Source organism: Streptomyces afghaniensis, assembly GCF_044327915.1.
In the GTDB taxonomy this organism is placed as follows: domain Bacteria; phylum Actinomycetota; class Actinomycetes; order Streptomycetales; family Streptomycetaceae; genus Streptomyces; species Streptomyces afghaniensis.
Genome location: NZ_JBIRGJ010000001.1, coordinates 159,995 through 179,663, shown reverse-complemented (window position 1 = coordinate 179,663; position 19,669 = coordinate 159,995). Strand labels below are relative to the sequence as shown.

The window sequence follows — 19,669 nt, the reverse complement described above, 5'->3', positions numbered from 1 at the left end:
CCCCCACGCAATGGCTGCGCAACCTGTCGCCGACCGGCCGCCCTCCATCCGGTCCGCTGCCGTCCATCGGAAATCGATACTGCGGGCACCCTTGACGTACACCTGTCGGCTACGTAGACATGACCACGCGGTCAGACCGCGTGGTCATACAGTTGACCTCATTCGATGCGGACGCACGGCCGTCGGGAGACTTCATGGGAGCAGTGGTGGGGCAGAGCGAGGGCTCCCCCGTGCCGCGCAGCGCGGACGTGGCCCGCCTGGCCGGGGTGTCGCGCAAGACGGTGTCCCGGGTCCTCAACAACGAGCCGTATGTCTCCGAAGACGCCCGCACACGGGTCCTCGCAGCCGCTGAGGAACTCGGCTACCGGCTGAACCAGGCGGCCAGGACACTGGTCTCCGGGCGTACCGGCTCCCTCGGCGTGGTCGCCCTGGGCACCGCCGGGTACGGGACCGCTTCACTGCTCGTGCACATCGAGCGGGCCGTGCGCGACGCGGGCTACGCGCTCCGTGTGGTCAACACACCGGACGGCGACCCGGCGGGTATCGCCGGCGCCGTGGAGTCGCTGCTCGAACAGGGGGTGGACGGCGTCATCGTCTCCGAACCCATCGTGGAGGGAGACGTCAGCGTCCGCGTCGACGTGCCGGTGCTCTTCCTGGGGGCACCGCCCGCATTCAACGCCACCCGCACCGTGACCATGGGTGTGGGCGCCCACGAACTGGCCCGGGCCGCCACCGAACATCTGCTGGACCTGGGGCACGCGACCGTTCATCACCTGGCCGGTCCGCGGCGCTGGTACGCCACCAAAGACCGCATCGAAGGATGGCGGGCAGCGCTGGCGGCGCGGGGCGCACACGAGCCGCCGCTGCTCAACGGTGACTGGTCGGCCGCCTCCGGCCATGCCGTGGGCGAGGCGCTGGCCTCGGACCGTTCCGTGACCGCTGTCTTCGCGGCGGGCGACGAGATGGCCATCGGCCTCATCCACGCCCTGCGGGAAGCCGGGCGTCGCGTGCCACAGGACATCAGTGTCGTCGGCTTCGACGGCAACCCGGTCTTCGCCTACGTCTCTCCTCCCCTGACCACCGTGCGCCAGCCCTTCGAGGCCGCGGCACGGGAGGGCATCCGCCTTCTCGTGCACGCGATCGAGAAGCCCCACACCGACCTGCCGCAGGCGAGCGACCCACCGGTCGAACTCATCGTCCGCGGCTCGACCGCGCCCCCGCCGCCCCACCCCGACACAGCGGGCCGGCGCACCACCTGACAGCATCCCGGCGGCCCGCAGGGAGCACACCCGCACGCCGGCCACCGCTGAGCCACTCGCACCGGTTGTCCCACGCAGAGGCCGACCGGCCCGACCGCCGCGCCGTCGCGACGCCGTCGTTCCCGTTCGCCGGGCGCGGTGCACGCGCCTTCCGGGCTTGCCGCTTCCCACCCTGGTTCCGTCACGACGCGGCAGATACCGGTCCATCCCACCCATTCCCTGTCCTGAGAGCCGCACATGTCCCCTGCACTGTTGGGCGCCGGACCCGGCGCCGCTCAGCGTTCCCGCCCCAAGACCCTGCTGTTCCTGTTCCTCGCACTGGCCGTCGCCGCGGCGACGATCCTTCTGCCGGCCGCGGGGCGGGCGCATGCCCTCTCCCGTCCCTCGCAGACGATGTACACCCCGCCTTCGGGTGCGCCTTCGCCCGGTTCGCTGTATCCGCGGGTGCTGCGCCTGCAGCACAACGGATCAGCAAACGGCACCCTGCTCTCCACCTTCGAGCAGTACACCTCCGGGAAGCCCGTCTTCCCGATCTACCGCAGCACCGACAACGGCAACTCCTGGAGCAAGCTCTCCGACGTCGCCGACACCCAGAACGGCTGGGGCATGCGCTGGCAGCCGGAACTGTTCGAACTGCCCACAGCCATCGGTGACTTCCCGGCCGGGACGATCCTGGCCGCGGGTGACTCCGTGCCCTCCGACCGGTCGGCCACCAAGATCGACCTGTACGCCAGCACCGATCGCGGGCAGACCTGGAGCTTCGTCACCAACATCGCCACCGGTGGCGCCGCCTTCGACACCAACGGGAACACCCCGGTCTGGGAGCCGTTCTTCCTGGTCTCCGGCGGCAAGCTCATCGTCTACTACTCCGACCAGCGCGACCCCGACCACGGCCAGAAGATCGTGCACCAGGTCTCCACGGACGGCCGCACCTGGGGCCCCGTCGTGGACGACGTGGCCATGCCCACCGCCAGTTACCGTCCGGGCATGCCGACCGTCGCGAAGCTGCCGAACGGCAAGTACGTCATGTCGTACGAGTACGGCGGTGCTCCCGAGGGCAACTTCTCCGTCTACTACAAGATCTCCTCCGACCCGGAGGCGTTCGGCTCGGTCACCGGCATCCCGCTGCGGACGACGGACGGCGTGGTGCCGCAGAGCGCTCCCTACATGACCTGGCTGCCGACCGGGGGCGCCAACGGCACGCTCGTCGTCAGCGCGAACAGCGCCGAGGACCTGTTCATCAACACGCAGAACGGCGCCGCGAACACCTGGACGCGCATCAACGCCAACCTGACCGGCGGCTACAGCCGCGGCATGACGTCCCTCCCCGACGGGCACAGCCTGCTGATACTCAGCGCGGGACGCGGCGGCAGCAACCTCTCCAACCCCGTCAGATACAGCACGATCGACCTGGGCGGTGGCATCTCCGACGGCGCCACCTACACCGTCTCCAACGCGGGCAGCGGCCAGTTGCTCACGATCGCGGGCGGCTCCACCACCAACGGCACCTACGCCACCCAGCAGAGCGCCGACAACGCCGGCGACCAGAAGTGGCGGTTCGAGCAGCAGCCCTCGGGCCACTTCAAGATCTTCAACGTGGCCAGCGGCAAGGTCCTGGGCGTGGAGAACCAGTCCACCGCCAACGGCGCCAAGGTCCTGCAGTGGGACGACAACGGCACCGTGGACCACGAGTGGGCGGTTTCCCCGCACCCCGCGGGTGGCTACTCCCTGGTGAACCGGCTGACCGGCAAGTACCTGGAGATCCCCGGCGGTTCCACCACCGTCGGCACCACCGCCGGGCAGTGGGCCGCCACCAGCTGCGACTGCCAGCGCTGGAACCTCACCCAGACCGCCCTGCCGCCCCTGGGCACCGGTCAGTACGTGCTCGTCAACAAGAACAGCGGCAAGTACCTCGACATCCCGAACGGCTCCACCACTGCCGGCACCGCCGTCGGCCAGTGGCAGAACACGGCCTGCACCTGCCAGCTCTTCACCTTCCAGTCCGCGGGCAGCGGCGCCTGGACCATCAAGAACGCCAAGAGCAACCTCAACCTCGACATCCAGGGATCCTCCAGCGCCACGGGCGCGGCCGTCGTCCAGAACACCGCCTCCAGCGCCGCCTCCCAGAAGTGGACTCTCACCGAGGCGGGCGGCGGGTACTACAAGCTCCGGAACGTGAACAGCACCCTCGTCGCCGGCGTCGCCCAGTCCTCCACCGCCGACGGGGCAGCCGTCGTCCAGTGGGGCAGCGCCGACCTCGACGACCAGCTCTGGAAGATCGTCCGGATCAACTGACGGCTCCCACGGTCCAAGACCTGGGGCGGGAACCGCCGACGAAGCGGTTCCCGCCCCTGCGTCAGCCCCGGCCGAGCGTGCGTGACGTGCTCATCGGCGTCGCCAGCGGCAAGACCCTCTGGCTCGCAGGTCAGAGCCCCTTTGCAGCAGGCTCCAAAATCGCCACGCACTCCACATGATGCGTCATCGGAAACAGGTCGGAAAATCAGATCATCTTAAAACCCCAGGTCAAGTGGCACTTTCGGGTCCATCCACCTACCCGAAACCCCCTCTGAGCGTCAAACGAGCGTCAAGCGATTACGTCTGGCCACGGCCTCAGGCTGGCCCGGCAACGGACTTCACCGTCGACCTAGGTAGACAGAGGCAACAAGCACAAGGGACGCGCCATCACAAATGGCGTCCCCTTGCGTACTGAACGTAGCGAAGGGTGCCTGGCGGCAGCCTTTAGTGAGCACGGCAACCGCCCCAGCGCACCCACGCCTCGTAGGCGACCAGGATTAGTTCACCAGATCCGCGGCCGCCGCACGGATCCGCCAGGTGCGAAAATGGCGACCATGGCTTCTCAGCAGCTCGCGGGATCGGAACTGGGACGCTTCCTGCGTGCCCGGCGTGACCAGACGAGTCCGGATGATGTCGGGCTGGCCGTGGGCCCGGGGCAGCGGCGTACGCCCGGATTGCGCCGTGAGGAGCTGGCCACGCTCGCCGGCGTCAGCATCGACTACTACACCCGGCTCGAACGCGGCAAGGAAGCCCGGCCCAGCCCCGGCGTGGTCGATGCCCTCGCCCGCGCGTTGAAGCTCAGTGACGACGAGCACCAGCACCTGCGAAGTCTTGCCGCCGGTGCCGCACACTTCGGGCCGACGACGTCCGCCGCACCCGACCGGGAGGTGCAGCCTCAGACGCTGCTGTTGCTGGATGTGCTGCGCCCGCACCCGGCCTACGTCATCAGCCGCACCCTTGATCTGCTCGCGGCGAACCCCAGCACGCTGGCCCTGTGTGCGGGCATGTCGGAGTGGCCGCCGGAGCTGCGCAACATCGCCCGGTATCTCTTTCTGCATCCGGCAGCCCGAGAGATCTTCGACGACTGGCACAACCAGGCGATCAGTGGTGTGGCCCGGCTTCGTGCCGTCACCGCCGTTGAGCCGGATGCTCCGGATGTCGCGGCGCTGGTCGACGAACTCCGGGCCAAGAGCCCTTACTTCGCCGAGCTGTGGGAGCGTTACGAGGTCAAGGGCCGTCGCTGGGACGGGCAGAAGACCTTCCACCACCCACGCGTGGGTACGATCACGCTGAGCTACCAGTCCATGGAGGTCGAGGGCTCCGCCGGTCAGCGCCTCGCCGTCTTCACAGCCGAGCCCGGAACGCCTGAGCATGAGGCGATCGTGCTGCTCGACGGGGCCGCCGAGCAGCACGCCGAGCACTCGGCCGGGGAGTCGGCGGGCTGACGGCTATCCCGTCTCGCGGCGCGCGTTCGGTCCGGTCGGCGCAGCGGTGGTGCCCGCCGGTTCCGCGCTCATGTCGAGCAGGACCATCGCGTCGTGGTCGGCGGTGCCCGGTTCGGCGGTGTACACGCTGAGGCGTTGGCCTGGGGTGCCGTCGAGGTACATGCCCTGGCCACTGAGGGTGAGGGCGCCAACCGTGGGGTGGTGGAAAGTCTTCTGGACCTTCTTGCGGCCGACGACTTCGTAGCGTTCCCACAGCTTCGCGAAGTCCGAGCTTTTCAGGAGAAGCTCGCCGACGAGGTGGGTGAAGTCCGGTGCGTCGGGGTTGGTACCCGCCTCGGCGCGCAGCCGGGCGACGCAGGAGCGGACCAGGTTCTCCCAGTCGGGGAACAGTTCGCGTGCCGCAGGGTGGAGGAAGAGGTAGCGGGCCAGGTTTCGCTGCTTGACAGGCCAGTCGGCCAGGCCCGCGTACAAGGCGAGGCCGCCGGAATTCCAGGCGAGCACGTCCCAACTGCGGCTCAGGATGTATGCAGGGCTGGGCCGCATCGTCTCCAGGAGGAGCTTCAGGTGCGGGCGGACCGTGCGGCTGGGCGGGGGCGGCGGCTCGGGGGCGTACCTGGCAGTGCGGGCGGCGAGCTCGCGCAGGTGGTGGTGTTCGTCGTCGTCCAGCTGCAGGGCACGGGCGAGGGCGTCGACGACGCCGGGGCTGGGCCGGGTCTCCTTGCCGCGTTCGAGCCGCCTGTAGTAGTCGATGCTGACCCCGGCGAGCGTGGCCAGCTCCTCGCGGCGCAGGCCGGGGGTGCGGCGTACGCCGGGTCCGAGGGTGAGGCCGGCACTCTCGGGGCTGGTCTGGGTGCGGCGGGCGCGCAGGAAGCTCGCCAGCTCGTCGCCGCCGGTGTGCTGCTCAGGTGCCATGAAGCCAGTTTCTCCGCGCCGTCACCCGGGCGGCACTGGCGAGGGGGGCCCTGTCACACCCCCGCACGGCTCACCCCTGATCGACTCGGCCTGGCTGCGCGGCACGCATGGCCGCATGGTGGATATCACCAGAGGCTTCGTCCACAGAAGGAACGTCATGCAGCAGGTCACCCTCAGCAACGGCACCGTGATGCCGATCCTCGGCTTCGGCGTCTATCAGATCCCCGCGGAGGAGACCGAGCAGGCCGTCTCCGCCGCTATCGCCGCTGGCTACCGTCTCCTCGACACCGCCGCCGCATACGGCAACGAGGAGGCCGTCGGCCGCGCGATCAAGAACAGCGGCGTGCGCCGCGAGGAGCTGTTCGTCACCACCAAGCTGTGGGTGCAGGACGCTCCTGCCCAGGAGAACACCCGGCGCGCCTCCGAGACCTCCCTGAACAAGCTCGGTCTCGATTACCTCGACCTGTATCTGATGCACCAGCCGTACGGCGATGTGTACGGCCAGTGGCGCGCCATGGAGGCGCTCCAGCACGAGGGTCTCGCCAAGGCGATCGGTGTCGCCAACTTCTACCCCGACCGGCTGCTCGACCTGATCCTGAACAACGAGATCACCCCGCAGGTCAACCAGGTCGAGACCCACCCATTCTTCCAGCGCGCCGACTACCAGGAGCTGATGCGCGAGCACGGCGTGCAGATCCAGTCCTGGGGCGGGTTCGCCGAGGGCAAGAACGACCTGTTCACCAACCCGCTCCTTGCCGGGATCGGCAAGGAGCACGGCAAGTCCGTCGCGCAGGTCGTGCTGCGCTGGCTCACCCAGCGCGGTGTCGTCGCGATCCCCAAGTCGGTCCGGCCCCAGCGGATGGCGGAGAACATCGACGTCTTCGACTTCGAGCTCACCGACGAGCAGATGGCACAGATCGCCACCCTGGACACCGGTTCTTCCCTGTTCTTCGACCACCGCGACCCGGAGATCGTCTCCTGGCTCGCCAAGCGGCGTCTGACCTGACCAGCACCCCTACGACGTGGACCAGGGCATTACCATGAAGCAGCAGAGCATCACCGACGTACTCATGGTCGGCGCGACCGGCAGCATCGGACGATTCGCCGTGCAGACCGCGCAGCGGCACGGGCTGCACCCACGTGCCCTGGTGCGCGACGTGCAGCGGGCCGAGCAGCTTCTTCCCGGTGTCGAACTGGTGCAGGGTGATCTGGAAGATCCTGCCTCCCTGCGGCGCGCTCTGCACGGCGCCGACGCCCTGGTCCTCACCCACGGGTCCGGTAGTGACGCCCGTCCTGATGCCCGAGCGCACATCGACTACGGTGGTGTACGCAACATCCTCCTGGCCTTCGGTGACGCCCGGCCCCGCGTCGCCCTGATGACCTCGATCTACGCCACGCGCGACGACGTCCCAGGTGCCAGCCCGTGGAAGCGGCGCTCCGAGCGTCTCCTGCGGACCAGCGGTCTGCCCTACACGATCGTCCGGCCAGGCTGGTTCGACCACGCCGGTCCCACGCAACGGCGTCTCGTCCTGGACCAGGGCGTCACGGCCGACGGCGGAATCGCCCGCCACCAGATCGCCGAGACCCTCGTACGGAGCCTGCTGGCCGACACGGCCCTGGGTAAGACGTTCGAGCTCACCGCGACCGAGGGCGGGGAACAAAAGGACTGGTCGGTCCTCTTCGGAGCCCTGCAGGCAGATGCGCCGGACGCCGTGGACGGCGTCCGCGACCCTGCCAACCTGCCCGTCGCGGCCGAGCCGCCGGCATTGCGCGCGGATCTCCAGGCCGCCGGCTCCCTTCGCAAGACGGGCTGAACCAGGCGACAGGGTGTGGCGCCAGGTCGTCCTCCCCACGAGAACGCGGCGCCACATCCGCCTCGCCAGCGCTGAAAAACAGCCGGAATCACGGGCCAACCCACCAACTATGGCACCACTGTGCCCTTTTGAGGCGCCCACCAGAGGGGCCGTGTCACACCCTGGCTGGCCATTCCCCCGTACAACACGGCCTGTTGCGGGCTTCCTCGCCACTTCAGGGTGTAGGCACAGCCGACGTCGGTCCCCGTGATCCGTCACTGCCTCACACCAACGAGAAAGACCGCCCATCTTCCCCGTGTTCGAGAGAGTGAGCATGACCACCACCGAGCCTCCCGGCACTGCCGGTCCGCCCGCCGATACAGCCGGGTCTCCGCCAACAACGCCCTCGTCCACCCCAACGCGTCGCACCTTCATCGCGACGACCTCCGCCGTCGGTGGCGTCCTCGCGGCGGGTGGCCTCGCGGGCCAGTCCCTGCTCGGTGCCGACGAGGCGGTGGCCGCCACAACGGCGGCTCCCAGCAGCCGGGTCACGCTGACGGTCAACGGCCGCCGCCACACCATGACCATCGACAACAGAACGTCGCTGCTCGACCTGCTGCGCGAGCACCTGGACCTGACCGGTTCGAAGAAGGGCTGCAACGCGGGCGCCTGCGGGGCCTGCACGGTCCTGGTCGACGGGCAGCGCGTCAACTCCTGCCTCACGCTGGCCGTCCGCCTCGACGGTGCGGACGTCACCACCATCGAGGGCCTGAGCAACAGGGAAAGGCTCCACCCGCTGCAGCAGGCGTTCATCGACGAGGACGCCTTCCAGTGCGGCTACTGCACCCCCGGCCAGATCATGTCCGGCCTCGGCTGCATCAAGGAGGGCCACACCGGCTCGCGAGACGAGATCCGCGAGTGGATGAGCGGCAACATCTGCCGCTGCGGCTGCTACCCGAAGATCGTCCGCGCGGTCGAGCAGACCGCCGGCCGGAAGTGAGTGGCGATGTATCCCTTCACCTACATCCAGGCCGACAGCCCGCGTGACGCGGTCAACTCAGGCCGTCGCGGCGGACGTTACATCGCCGGTGGCACCACCCTCGTCGACCTCATGCGCGAGACCGTCGAACGCCCGGAGACTTTGGTCGACATCAGCGGGCTGCCGCTGCACGAAGTCACCGTCACCAGCCGGGGCGGCCTGCGGATCGGCGCCCTTGTGAGCATGAGCGACGCCGCCGCCCACCCCAAGGTCCGGGGCCTCTTCCCCGTCGTATCCGAAGCACTGGAGCTCAGTGCCTCCGCTCAGCTGCGCAACATGGCCACCATCGGCGGCAACATCATGCAGCGCACCCGCTGTACGTACTTCCGCGATCTCACCGCCGACTGCAACAAGCGCGAGCCCGGATCGGGTTGCTCGGCGCGCGAGGGATTCAACCGTACGCACGCGATCCTCGGCACCTCCGAGAGCTGCGTCGCCACGCACCCCTCGGACGTCGCCGTCGCCTTCGCGGCGCTGGAAGCGCGGGTGTATCTGCTCGGGCCCGACGGCGAGCGGACCGTGCCCTTCGCCGACTTTCTGCTCCGTCCCGGCAGCACGCCGGGCCGTGAACAGGCCCTCAAGCGCGGTGAGCTGATCACCTCGGTGGAGATCCCCGCACTCCCCCGTCCCCTCAAGTCCGGTTATCTCAAAGTCCGGGACCGGCAGTCGTACGAGTTCGCCCTCACCTCGGCCGCCGTCGCTCTGCACATCAGTGGCGGGGTGATCCGTGAGGCGAAGGTCGCCGCCGGCGGTGTCGGGACCGTGCCGTGGAAGCTGCCCGCCGTCGAGCGCGCCCTCGTCGGGAAGCGCCCCTCGGACCGACTGTGGGCCGAAGCCGCCGCACACGCCACCGACGGCGCCCGCCCGCTGCAGCACAACCGCTTCAAGGTCGACCTGCTCCAGCGAACCGTCGAACGTCAGCTGCGCACCGTAGGAGACAAGGCATGAGCCCCCAGCCGCAGGCGGCCGTCGGAGCACCGCTGTCCCGCGTGGACGGCCGCCTGAAGGTCACCGGTCAGGCGAAATACGCCGCCGACCAGCACGTCGACGGGGTCGTGCACGCGGTCGTGGTGGACAGCAGCGTCGGCAAGGGCCGGATCGCCGGCATCGACACGGCCGCGTCGGAAGCGCAGCGTGGCGTGCTGAAGGTCATCCACCACCGCAACGCCCCAAAGCTCCCCTACAAGGACAACCCCGGGTCGCTCAACCTCCCTGGTCAGCGGCTGCGGGTCTTCCAGGACGACAAGGTGCTCTTCCACGGTCAGCCCGTTGCCGTGGTCGTCGCCACCACCCTGGAGGCGGCGCAGCACGCGGCGAGCCTGGTGAAGGTCGAGTACGAGAGCGAGCGGCCGTCCACCGATCTCGCCGGCGCTCCGGCAGCGGGCGAGCCGCGCACCTACGCCCGCGGCGACGCGGACAAGGCCCTTCAATCCGCGCCCGTACGTCTGGAGATGACGTACCGGATGGCGCGCACCCACCACAACGCGATGGAGCTGCACGCCACCGTCGCCGAGTGGAAGGGCGACCAGCTCACGCTGTGGGACAAGACCCAGTGGGTGCAGAGCCCGAAGGCCCAGCTCGCCGCCGACTTCGGGATCCCGGCCGAATCCATCCGGGTCGTCTCGCCCTTCGTGGGCGGTGCGTTCGGCAACGCGGCGCGGGCGTGGCCGCACATCACGATCGCGGCCCTCGCCGCCCGTGAGGTGGGCCTTCCCGTCAAATTGGTCCTGACACGCGCGCAGTTGTTCTCCGGCGTGGGGTACCGGCCCGGCTACGAGTACAAGGTGCGTCTCGGCAGCGACCGCAGCGGACGGCTGAGCGCGATGACGCACGAGCTGCGGGCCGAGACCTCCCGGTACGAGACGTTCGCCGAGCGTGGTGTCACCTCTCCCGGCCAGATGCTGTACACCACCCCGCATGTCAGCCAGACGTACGCGACGGTGCCGCTGGACGTGAACACTCCGACGCCGATGCGTGGTCCCGGCTACTCCACCGCCGCCTTTGCCGTGGAGAGCGCGATGGACGAGCTCGCGGTCGAACTCGGCCTTGATCCAGTCGAGTTGAGGGAGCGCAACGAGCCCGAGAGCGACCAGTCCACCGACAAGCCGTTCTCCTCCCGGCGGCTGCGCGACTGCTATCGCATCGGCGCGGGCGAGTTCGGCTGGAGCAAGCGCAACCCCAAGCCGCGCTCCACCCGCGACGGCGACTGGCTGATCGGCACCGGCATGGCCACTGCCCTGTACGACACCCTGCGCGCGCCCGGCCAGGCCCACGTCCGCCTGGACGCGGACGGCACCGCGCGGATCGAGACCGCGAGCAGCGACATGGGGCCCGGCACGTACACCGCCATGACGCAGGTGGCCGCCGACGCCCTGGGTCTCACCGTGCGCAACGTCGACTTCCGCCTCGGCGACACCGAGATGCCCGTGGCCCCGATCCACGGCGGCTCCCTGACCATGGCGAGCGTCGGATCCACCGTCCAGGACGGCTGCGACAAGGTGCGCACGCAGGCGATCCGACTCGCCGTCGAGGACCGGGAGTCGCCGCTGTACGGAGTCGACGCCGGCGACGTCGTCGTCCGCAACGGGCGCCTGCACGTCGCGAAGAACCCGGCGCGCGGCGAGACGTACCGGCAGCTCCTCACCCGCAACAAGCGCACGCACCTCGAAGCGGACGGGGCATACACCCCGCCCTCGGGTCCGGCCCGGACCTCGATGTATGCGTACGGGGCCGTGTTCGCCGAGGTCGCCGTCGACGCGCGGCTCGGTCTCGTACGGGTGCGGCGGATGCTCGGCGTGTTCGACGCGGGCCGCATCATCAGCCCGAAGCTGGCGGACAGCCAGGCGCTCGGCGCGATGGTCGGCGGTATCGGCGCTGCTCTGCTCGAGCACACGGTCACCGACCACCGCGACGGCCGCATCGTCAACGCCAACCTGGCCGACTACCTGGTGCCGGTGAACGCCGATGTGCCCGACCTGAAGGCGATCTACGTCGACGGCCGGGACGACGAGGTGGATCCGCTCGGCGTGAAGGGCCTCGGCGAGGTGGTGCTCGTGGGTGTGGCGCCGGCGGTCGCCAACGCCGTGCATCACGCGACCGGCCGTCGAGTGCGGCAACTGCCCATCACAGCCGAATCGTTGCTCTGACTCCGGCCGCCCGGCCCGGGCGGCGTCGCGCGCCGGCGGCCGCCCGGCCATCCCCCACGACCGACCCGCCCGGAGAACTTCCTTGCTGAACATCGCAGACACCCTGCACTCCTGGTGCGCGCAACCCCGGCCCTTCGCCCTCGCCACCATCGTCCAGGTCACCGGCAGCGCACCGCTGCCCGTCGGCACCTCGCTCGCCGTGAACGCTGACGGCCAGGCGATCGGCAGCGTGTCCGGGGGCTGCGTGGAAGGTGCGGTCTACGAGCTGTGCCGCCAGGCCCTCGCCGAAGGGGGCACCCCGGTCCGCACCCGGTTCGGCTACTCCGACGATGACGCCTTCGCCGTGGGTCTGACCTGCGGCGGCGAGCTGGACATCCTGGTGCGACGGGTGGACCCTCAGCGCGAACACTCTCTTTCGCGTGCCCTGTCGGTGGCCGCCACCGGTGAGCCGGCTGCCATGGTCCAGGTGGTCCACGGCCCGCCCGGACTCCTGGGCCGCATCCTGCCTGTCTTCGGCGACGGTTCCTCGTACGACGAAACCCTGGGCGGCGAACGCGCGGACCAGGCCGTCGCTGCTCAAGCCCACGCACACCTCGCGGCCGGACGCACCGGACTCGTCGACATCGGCGGAGACTCTGCCACCTGCCCCGATCGCCTCTCGCTCCTCATCCACGTGAACGCACCGCGCCCCCGCATGCTGATCTTCGGCGCCGTCGACTTCGCCGCCGCCCTGAGCCAGGCCGGGGTCTTCCTGGGCTACCGCGTCACGGTCTGCGACGCCCGCCCGGTCTTCGCCACGGCGGCCCGCTTCCCGTACGCCGACGAGGTGGTCGTCGACTGGCCGCACCGCTACCTCGACCAGGCTTCCATCGATGCCCGCACCACCATCTGCGTCCTCACCCACGACGCCAAATTCGACATCCCGCTGCTGACCCGGGCCCTCACGCTCCCGGTCGCCTACGTGGGCGCGATGGGCTCACGGCGCACACATGAGGACCGGCTGCGGCGGCTGCGCGAAGCCGGGGTGTCCGAGGAACACCTGGCCCGGCTGTGCTCGCCGATCGGCCTCGACCTCGGCGCCCGTACGCCCGAGGAGACGGCCGTCTCCATCACGGCCGAGATCATCGCCCACGCACGCCGGGGCTCGGGCACACCGCTCACCTGGAGCGGCGGGCCCATCCACCATCCGTACGAGGTCAGCGCCCGGCCTCGTCCTTGATCTCTTCGAGGGCGTCGTTGAATCCGTTGGGCGTATTGCTGTTGCCGGCCACACGGTCGAGACGCACATCGTCGATGTCCCGCCCGACGACGAGCTGCGGCACCGCGTCGGCGAAACGCTGCTGCAGTCCGCGGGAGGTCTCGTCCGTCGCGTGTGGAGTGACGTCCACGGCGGTGATCCGGCCGTCCTCCAGCGTGAGACGGACGCCGATGCTCGAACCGCGTTCGCCGTACTCGCCGTCGACGATGTACTCGCCGTCCGCGTACGGGCCGCTGCGGTTTGCGGAGCTGGACGGGGTGGAGTCGCCCGCAGGCGCGGACTCGATGGGATCAGTGGAGGTGCGCCCAGAGGGCCGGGGCGAACTCGCGGATTCTTCGGTCGTGTTGGGTTCATCCGTGCCCGGCGCCGAGCAGCCGGCGATCGCGGCGGTGGCGGAGAGACCCACCAGTACGGTCGTGAACTTCTTCCGGATGGCTGCCATGTCGTGTGTGATTCCTTGTTGGTCGGCTCGGATCATGGGTGGATGAACAGCTCGCCCGGGAAGTCCGGCGAGAGCTCGGCGCGGCCGTCGGACCGCACACGCACGTACGTGAAGCCGCAAGAGCCTGCGAGTCGCTGCGGCTCGGTGAAGAAAAGCGCGGTCGCCAGGCCGTCGGCGAGTGCCGCCTCCGGTGCCACGACCCAGGTGGCGACCACCTTCTCGACGGGGACGCCGGTGCGCGCGTCGAGGACGTGGTGCAGTCCGTCGCCCCACGAGCGGCGGCTGACACCGGAGGCGCACAGGGCTTGGTCGCGTATTTCGGCCACGCCGACCACCTGACGCCGGTCGAAGGGATGCTCCAGACCGACTCGGGTGGCGTGCGCGCCGCTGTGGCGGAGGTCGCCGCTGCCGTCGACGACGAAGCCCACGTGCCCGGCCTCGCGCAGCTGGTCCGAGACGAGGTCGACCAAGTACCCCTTGCCGACTGCTCCCACGTCGATCACCAGGGCGCGGTGCGTGACGACACTTTGGCCGTCCCGGCTGACGTCGGCGGCCCAGGTCGGTCGCCCGCGCGCGCGTTCAGCGGCCCGTACGGCGTCGGGTGCGGGCCGGAGGGTGTACGTGGCGTCGTAACCGAAAAGTTCCAGATCCCGCCCCACGAGCGGGTCCACGGCGCCGTCGGTCGCGGCGTGCAGGCGGTCGTAGAGGCCGAAGAGAGCGAGCGAGTCGTCGGGGAACTCGAAGCGCCCGCCATCGGTGGCTGCGGCGATGCGGGAGACGAGCGAGTCCGGGCGGAAGCGGGAGTAGGTCGCGTCGAAGCGCTCGATGCGGTCGAGGACGTCGTGCCGCAGATCCCGGCTCAGGGGTTCGTCGGTCTCGATCTGCCAGTTCGTGCCGATCGCGTCGAAGCCGAAGCGATGGACGGTTTCGGCGTTGCCCACGGCTACTCCTCCTGCCCTCGTAGAGCCCCTACCTGCATGTTTTCAGCGTCTTACGCTGCGAACCAGGCGCGAAGGGAGCCCTGTCACACCCCCGAACCCTGCGCCCCGGGACGAACGCTGACGCGATCACGTCAGCAGCGGACGAGCGCCTTGATCACCTGTCGGTCGGCCATGTCCCGGTAGGCGGCCGGTACTTCGTCGAGGGTGTAGGCGCGGTCGAAGACGCGGCCGGGCTGGATCGCACCGGACAGGACATCGGGCAGCAGTTCCTCGATGTAGGCGCGTGCCGGGGAGACACCGCCGGTCAGGGTGATGTTCCGCATGATCATGTCGGCGCCGACCGGGCCTTCCTCGTACTGCGGAACACCGAGGCGGCTGATGGTGCCGCCGTCGCGGATCGCACCGAAGGCGGTGTCGAGGGTCTGGCGGGCACCCACCGCTTCGATGATGCGGTCGACGCCTTCGCCGCCGGTCAGGTCACGGACGCGGGCGACGCCCTCGTCCCCGCGTTCGGCGACTACGTCTGTGGCACCGAACTCCCGACCCAGGTCGGTTCGTCGAGTGTGCCGTCCCATGAGCACGATCTGCTCGGCGCCCAGCCGCTTCGCGGCGATCACGGCGCACAGACCCACAGCGCCGTCCCCGATGACGAGGACGCTGTCACCGCGGCCGACGCCGGCGGTGGTCGCGCCGTGGTGCCCGGTGCCCATGACGTCGGACAGCGCCACGAGGGAGGGCAGCAGCTCAGAGTCCGCGCCCACCGGCAGCTTGACCAGGGTTCCGTCCGCCTGAGGGACACGGACCGCCTCGCCTTGTGCGCCGTCCACGCCGTCGAAGCCGTACCGTCCACCGTTACGGCAGGAGGAGTGCAGGCCCTTGCGGCAGTAGTCGCAGGTGTTGTCGCAGTACGTGAACGGCGCGACGACCAGGTCACCGGCCCGCAGGCAGGACACGTCCTCGCCGGTCTCCTCGACGACGCCGAGGAACTCGTGGCCCATGGGGCGGCCGATGTCGGTCGCGGGCATGGACTTGTACGGCCACAGGTCGCTGCCGCAGACGCAGGACAGGACGGTGCGTACGACGGCGTCCGTGGGCTGGTGGATCTTCGGGTCCGGGCGGGCCTCGACGCGGACGTCGTCGGCTCCGTACATGACTGCTCCACGCATTGGTTGCTCCTTGCGCTAGAGGTGGGGGGAAGTTGCTGAGCTTGCGAGAGCGGGCCTGCCGGTGTGGCTCGCAGGCCGCTCTCCGCTCAGGCGCGGGTTTCGGCGACGGGTCGGTCTCACGGCTCGGGGGGCGCCGTAGGGGCCTCGTCCGCCGCAGCGGTCCTGAGCAGGAAGCTCGCCGCCGTGGTGACAAGCACCGCGCCCGCGGCGATGGCGAGGCTGGTGTGCAGGCCCTCGGTGAACTGGGCGCGGTCGGCCACCAGCGCGCCGAAGACGGCGACGGCAAGGGCCCCGCCGACCTGCCGGGACGTGTTGAGTACACCACTGGCCGTACCGGCCCGCTCGGCGGGAACGCGGTCGAGCAGCAGTGAGGTCAGGGCGGGTACGGCAAGGGAGCCGCCCGCTCCCACCGGGACCATCAGCACGACCAGAAGCCAGGTGGGCGCGGACGCCGGTACCAGGGAGAGCAGGACCATGCCCGCGACCATCGACGCCTGCCCGGCGATGACGGGCATACGTGGGCCGAAGCGGGCGGCGAACCAGGCGGCGGTCGGGCTGACGAACGCGGTGAGCACCGTCATGGGGACGAACGCGAGGCCGGTGGCCAGGGCCGTCATGCCCTTGGCCTGCTGCAGGTACAGGCTGAGCAGGAAGATCATCCCGTAGAAGCCGACGTTCAGCGCGAAGCCGATCCCGGCGGCCAGGGCCATGGTGCGCGAGCGCAGCAGGCTCAGCGGCACCATGGGGTGCCTGCCGCGTGCCTGGGACATGACGAACACAAAGGCTGCGACTACGGCGAGCGCGTAGGAGGCCAGCACATACGGGGCGGTGAAGCCAGCCGCGCCGGTCTCGATCGCCGCGAAGGTCAGGGCGCCCATGGCGAGGACGGCGGACAGCTGCCCGGCCCAGTCGAATCCGGCCTGCTTCTGGCGCTGCGAGAGCTTGGTGTGGGCGAGCAGCAGAAGGGCGAGCATGCCGACGGGCAGGTTGATGAAGAAGATCAGCCGCCACTCGATCTGGCTGAGGAAGCCGCCCGCGACCGGGCCCGCGGCCGAGCCGACGGAGCCGCCGAGCGCCCAGAGGGAGATCGCCTTGGCACGCTTGCCCGCGTCGGGAAAGGCTTCGCGGATCAGGGCGAGGGAGGACGGCACGATCACGGCCGCTCCCGCGCCCTGGACGAGCCGGGCGACGATCAGCACGCCCAGGTTCGGCGCGAGGCCACAGGCCACGGACGCTAGGGCGAACACGGTCACACCTGCGCCGAAGGTCCGCCGGGCACCAAGCCGGTCGGTCAGAGAGCCGGCCGAGAGGAGCAGCGCGGCGAACATCAGCGTGTAGCCGTCGACCACCCACTGCAGTCCGGTGATGCCGCCGCCGAGACTGTCCCTGATCGAGGGCAGGGCGACGTTGACCACGAGTGCGTCCAGGGTGATGACGAAGAACCCGAGGAGCGCGGCTCCGAGCGCTGCGGCGCCGGGCCGGCGACGGGGTGCCACGTCGGCCTGGGCCGTGGCGAGCGACGTAGTGGCGGTGGTGGACACGGGCTGCTCCTGCTCGGCGAGCGATGAGATGTGCGAGATGACGACGTGATCCACCCTCGCGCGTTCCGCCCGCAAGAGGCAGGCCGAGTGGTGCCGGGGAGCCGCCAGCGGGGGTGTGACAGGACCCCTCTCATTCACTGCGGAAAAGCAGGTGCCGCCGACGAAGCACGCGCTCCGTCGGCGACCAGTCGCCGACCTACCGGCTGACGCTGCTGAGCCACTCGCGCACCTGTCCCTTGGCGTTGTCCATGTCGTCACGCGAGATGGTGAACCCGTTGCTGACCACGGTGGCGTCGGGGAGCTTCTCGGTGACCCTCTCAACGGTTCCTGATAGGCCGTTCCCACCGTGCGTGGTGAACAGGATGACGGTCTTGCCCTTGAAGTCGTGCTCCTCGAGGAACGTGTGGATGGGCATCGGCATCTCGTACCACCAGATCGGGTAGCCGATGAAGACCGTGTCATATTCCTCGAAATCCTGGATTTTCGACTTCAGCTCCGGCCGCTCACCGGCCTCCTGCCATTCAAGGGCGAGGTCTTCGAGCGCCCCGTGATCCCGGGGAAGATTCTGTGCCGTCTCGATACGGAACAGTTCCGAACCCGTGCGCTGCCCGATGATCTGCGCCACGTACTGCGTATTGCCGAGAACCTTTCCGTCGACGACGTGCGTGCTGTTCGCCTCGTCCTCGGTCATGTTGTCCGGGTCGTCCGTCTCCGGCATCGAGAAGTACGCGACGAGGGTGCGCGCCTTGTTGATCGGCTTGGGCGCCTTGGCGGGACCCGATGCGGTGGAGGAATCATCACCGATCCCGAGCGTCGAGCAGCCAGCAACGCCAACTCCCGCGAGAGCAGCGGCACTCAGGGCCAGAAAGCTGCGGCGTGACCGCGATGTCGTGTTGTTCCTCATGTCAGGTAGCTCCGTGCGTGAGTGGCTTACATGGTCAGTCGTTCATCGTGGATGCGGCGTATGCCGACCCCAATACACCGCAGCAGGCAACGATTCGCGAGAACTGCGGGATTCGGGCCCACGATGAAGAACTCGCCCTTCTCGACCTCCTCGGCAGAAAGGGAGTTGGCCAGGTCGTCACGGCGGAATCGACCGATATTCGTGGTGACTCGCAGGCGCCCTTCGGACGCCGCCTGGTACTTCTCGCGCTCTTCCCGGTAGTACGCGTCCTCCGGCTTGCGCACTGCCCAGAGCAGGTGGATGTGGCGCGTGGTGTGGTGGGCCGCGATGAGGCTGAGCAGCGGCGCCACGCCCGCGCCCATACCGAGCAGGACGAGCGGAGCGTCCGGCTTCCGGCTCTGGACGATCGATTCGAAGCGGCCGAACGGCCCTTCGAGGCGCACCACGGCCCCCGGCTCGACCCGACCGAGCCGGCGCGTGTAATCGCCGTGCTGGCTGATCGTGAAGGCCAGCGTCTTCTGGCTGTCGTCGGTGACGGAAAACGGGTGCCATTCCTTGCTCACGGCCGAGGCGCCCTCGAAACGCAGGAACAGGGAATCGCCCGGCTGCAGCTTGGTGGCCGTCCCGTCGACCGCCACGGACACCTTGCGGGTGGACCCGCCCCGCGCCTCGTTCCCGATGACCGTGCCCGTCAGATACGTGTCGGGCGCAATCCACTTCTTCCATGCGTAAACACCGAGGACGACCACGGTGTACAGGTCGAAGAGCATCATGAAAGAGAGGTGCTGGTTCACGCGGAGAAGGAGGTGGGCGTGCAGCCAGATCATGGCCACGATCACCAGATTCATCCGGTGGATCCACACGGACAGCTGATGCCGGAAGACCTTCTCCAGCATCCGCTTCACCGAGAGCAGCAGCCTGGACCGGTCGGTCAGCCACCCGCTCATGAAGAACACCGAGTAACTGAGCACGGTGAGCGCCCCGTAGAAACCCCAGTCTCCGAGGTCTCGCGCCAACTGGCTTGGCGAGTAGGAATTCTCGCTGTGCTCGTACGCGGCGTAGATCGCCAGAAAGCCGAGCATCCCGTGCAGGCCGTAGATCGACGGCAGCCCTACGAGCCGGTCCAGCCAGGGCGGTCGCACACTGAGCGCGATGGCGAGCAGCCACCAGCCGTACGCGACCAGGCCGAGGAAGATGTAGAACCGCAGCTGCTCCGGTTCCGTCGCCACGGAGTCGTAGGTCAGCACCAGCGGAAGCGGAAAGACGACCGCGATGCTCCAGAAGGCGAGTTTACGAAGCATCGCTGAAACTCCACCCGGGTATTCCGATGCCGCCGGACGAGACGGCTCCGCGCGGGCCTGTGTCCCGTATGTGCTGCAGGTTGACGTAGAAGAGCGCCGACATAGCCAAGAGGGCCAGCGCAATCAGGACCATCAGCTTGTGTTTCGGTTTCACTCAGGTTCTTCCTGGTCTTTGTGGAGCGCGATGCGGCGCACGGGTACGGGCCCGTCAGCACTCCCGGGTCTCA

16 protein-coding genes are annotated in these 19,669 nt (G+C 69.1%); 9 read left to right on the top strand and 7 right to left on the bottom strand.

Going from position 1 to position 19,669, the window contains the following annotated elements:
- Positions 1–194 precede the first annotated feature (194 nt).
- The 3 genes from ACH4G3_RS00745 to ACH4G3_RS00735 all read left to right on the top strand — a co-directional run bounded on the left by ACH4G3_RS00745 (position 195) and on the right by ACH4G3_RS00735 (position 4,999).
- The gene (locus tag ACH4G3_RS00745; protein ID WP_397622402.1) at positions 195–1,259 is read left to right on the top strand and encodes a LacI family DNA-binding transcriptional regulator; all 1,065 of its coding nucleotides are present in this window, start codon (positions 195–197) and stop codon (positions 1,257–1,259) included.
- 237 nt (positions 1,260–1,496) lie between these two features.
- Positions 1,497–3,554, top strand: a complete 2,058-nt coding sequence (locus tag ACH4G3_RS00740; protein ID WP_397622401.1) for an RICIN domain-containing protein — start codon at positions 1,497–1,499, stop codon at positions 3,552–3,554.
- Positions 3,555–4,099: 545 nt separating this feature from the next.
- Complete coding sequence (locus ACH4G3_RS00735; protein WP_397622400.1) at positions 4,100–4,999, top strand: helix-turn-helix transcriptional regulator; 900 nt, start codon at positions 4,100–4,102, stop codon at positions 4,997–4,999.
- 3 nt (positions 5,000–5,002) lie between these two features.
- On the opposite strand, the gene ACH4G3_RS00730 is transcribed toward ACH4G3_RS00735, so the two are convergent.
- Positions 5,003–5,911 (bottom strand): helix-turn-helix transcriptional regulator, encoded by a 909-nt coding sequence (locus ACH4G3_RS00730; protein ID WP_397622399.1) that lies wholly within the window; start codon positions 5,909–5,911, stop codon positions 5,003–5,005.
- A gap of 157 nt (positions 5,912–6,068) precedes the next feature.
- On the opposite strand from ACH4G3_RS00730, the gene ACH4G3_RS00725 reads away from it, so the two are divergent.
- The 6 genes from ACH4G3_RS00725 to ACH4G3_RS00700 all read left to right on the top strand — a co-directional run bounded on the left by ACH4G3_RS00725 (position 6,069) and on the right by ACH4G3_RS00700 (position 13,108).
- Positions 6,069–6,917: an aldo/keto reductase gene (locus ACH4G3_RS00725; RefSeq protein WP_397622398.1), complete on the top strand. Its 849-nt coding sequence runs from the start codon at positions 6,069–6,071 to the stop codon at positions 6,915–6,917.
- Positions 6,918–6,951: 34 nt separating this feature from the next.
- Positions 6,952–7,725: an SDR family oxidoreductase gene (locus tag ACH4G3_RS00720; RefSeq protein ID WP_397622397.1), complete on the top strand. Its 774-nt coding sequence runs from the start codon at positions 6,952–6,954 to the stop codon at positions 7,723–7,725.
- Positions 7,726–8,038: 313 nt separating this feature from the next.
- Positions 8,039–8,704 (top strand): (2Fe-2S)-binding protein, encoded by a 666-nt coding sequence (locus ACH4G3_RS00715; RefSeq protein ID WP_397622396.1) that lies wholly within the window; start codon positions 8,039–8,041, stop codon positions 8,702–8,704.
- A gap of 6 nt (positions 8,705–8,710) precedes the next feature.
- Complete coding sequence (locus ACH4G3_RS00710; RefSeq protein ID WP_397622395.1) at positions 8,711–9,691, top strand: FAD binding domain-containing protein; 981 nt, start codon at positions 8,711–8,713, stop codon at positions 9,689–9,691.
- A complete protein-coding gene (locus ACH4G3_RS00705; RefSeq protein WP_397622394.1) occupies positions 9,688–11,889 on the top strand; it encodes a xanthine dehydrogenase family protein molybdopterin-binding subunit in 2,202 nt (733 codons plus the stop codon). The genes ACH4G3_RS00710 and ACH4G3_RS00705 overlap by 4 nt, the downstream gene beginning before the upstream one ends.
- An 82-nt stretch (positions 11,890–11,971) precedes the next feature.
- Positions 11,972–13,108 (top strand): XdhC family protein, encoded by a 1,137-nt coding sequence (locus ACH4G3_RS00700; RefSeq protein ID WP_397622393.1) that lies wholly within the window; start codon positions 11,972–11,974, stop codon positions 13,106–13,108.
- Here the strand turns inward: ACH4G3_RS00700 and ACH4G3_RS00695 are convergent.
- From ACH4G3_RS00695 to ACH4G3_RS00670, 6 genes are all read right to left on the bottom strand, one after another.
- Entirely contained in the window at positions 13,086–13,589 is a 504-nt protein-coding gene (locus tag ACH4G3_RS00695) for a hypothetical protein (RefSeq protein ID WP_397622392.1), read from the bottom strand. The two genes, ACH4G3_RS00700 and ACH4G3_RS00695, sit on opposite strands and share 23 nt — an antisense overlap.
- 32 nt (positions 13,590–13,621) lie before the next feature.
- Positions 13,622–14,530: an FAD:protein FMN transferase gene (locus ACH4G3_RS00690; RefSeq protein ID WP_397622391.1), complete on the bottom strand. Its 909-nt coding sequence runs from the start codon at positions 14,528–14,530 to the stop codon at positions 13,622–13,624.
- A 131-nt stretch (positions 14,531–14,661) separates the two neighbouring features.
- Positions 14,662–15,696: a zinc-binding dehydrogenase gene (locus ACH4G3_RS00685; RefSeq protein WP_397622390.1), complete on the bottom strand. Its 1,035-nt coding sequence runs from the start codon at positions 15,694–15,696 to the stop codon at positions 14,662–14,664.
- A 116-nt stretch (positions 15,697–15,812) separates the two neighbouring features.
- The gene (locus ACH4G3_RS00680; protein WP_397622389.1) at positions 15,813–17,291 is read right to left on the bottom strand and encodes an MFS transporter; all 1,479 of its coding nucleotides are present in this window, start codon (positions 17,289–17,291) and stop codon (positions 15,813–15,815) included.
- Positions 17,292–17,433: 142 nt separating this feature from the next.
- On the bottom strand, positions 17,434–18,141 hold the full coding sequence (locus ACH4G3_RS00675) for a flavodoxin (RefSeq protein WP_397622388.1): 708 nt from the start codon (positions 18,139–18,141) through the stop codon (positions 17,434–17,436).
- Between the two features lie 26 nt (positions 18,142–18,167).
- Complete coding sequence (locus tag ACH4G3_RS00670) at positions 18,168–19,388, bottom strand: ferric reductase-like transmembrane domain-containing protein (protein ID WP_397622387.1); 1,221 nt, start codon at positions 19,386–19,388, stop codon at positions 18,168–18,170.
- Positions 19,389–19,669: the final 281 nt, after the last annotated feature.

Bases quoted from the DNA above. Each gene is read 5' to 3' on its own strand.
- ACH4G3_RS00710 (WP_397622395.1), top strand. From the start codon at position 8,711: ATGTATCCCTTCACCTACATCCAGGCCGACAGCCCGCGTGACGCGGTC.
- ACH4G3_RS00720 (WP_397622397.1), top strand. From the start codon at position 6,952: ATGAAGCAGCAGAGCATCACCGACGTACTCATGGTCGGCGCGACCGGC.
- ACH4G3_RS00705 (WP_397622394.1), top strand. From the start codon at position 9,688: ATGAGCCCCCAGCCGCAGGCGGCCGTCGGAGCACCGCTGTCCCGCGTG.
- ACH4G3_RS00715 (WP_397622396.1), top strand. From the start codon at position 8,039: ATGACCACCACCGAGCCTCCCGGCACTGCCGGTCCGCCCGCCGATACA.
- ACH4G3_RS00740 (WP_397622401.1), top strand. From the start codon at position 1,497: ATGTCCCCTGCACTGTTGGGCGCCGGACCCGGCGCCGCTCAGCGTTCC.
- ACH4G3_RS00685 (WP_397622390.1), bottom strand. From the start codon at position 15,696: ATGCGTGGAGCAGTCATGTACGGAGCCGACGACGTCCGCGTCGAGGCC.
- ACH4G3_RS00675 (WP_397622388.1), bottom strand. From the start codon at position 18,141: ATGAGGAACAACACGACATCGCGGTCACGCCGCAGCTTTCTGGCCCTG.
- ACH4G3_RS00695 (WP_397622392.1), bottom strand. From the start codon at position 13,589: ATGGCAGCCATCCGGAAGAAGTTCACGACCGTACTGGTGGGTCTCTCC.
- ACH4G3_RS00745 (WP_397622402.1), top strand. From the start codon at position 195: ATGGGAGCAGTGGTGGGGCAGAGCGAGGGCTCCCCCGTGCCGCGCAGC.
- ACH4G3_RS00735 (WP_397622400.1), top strand. From the start codon at position 4,100: ATGGCGACCATGGCTTCTCAGCAGCTCGCGGGATCGGAACTGGGACGC.
- ACH4G3_RS00730 (WP_397622399.1), bottom strand. From the start codon at position 5,911: ATGGCACCTGAGCAGCACACCGGCGGCGACGAGCTGGCGAGCTTCCTG.
- ACH4G3_RS00725 (WP_397622398.1), top strand. From the start codon at position 6,069: ATGCAGCAGGTCACCCTCAGCAACGGCACCGTGATGCCGATCCTCGGC.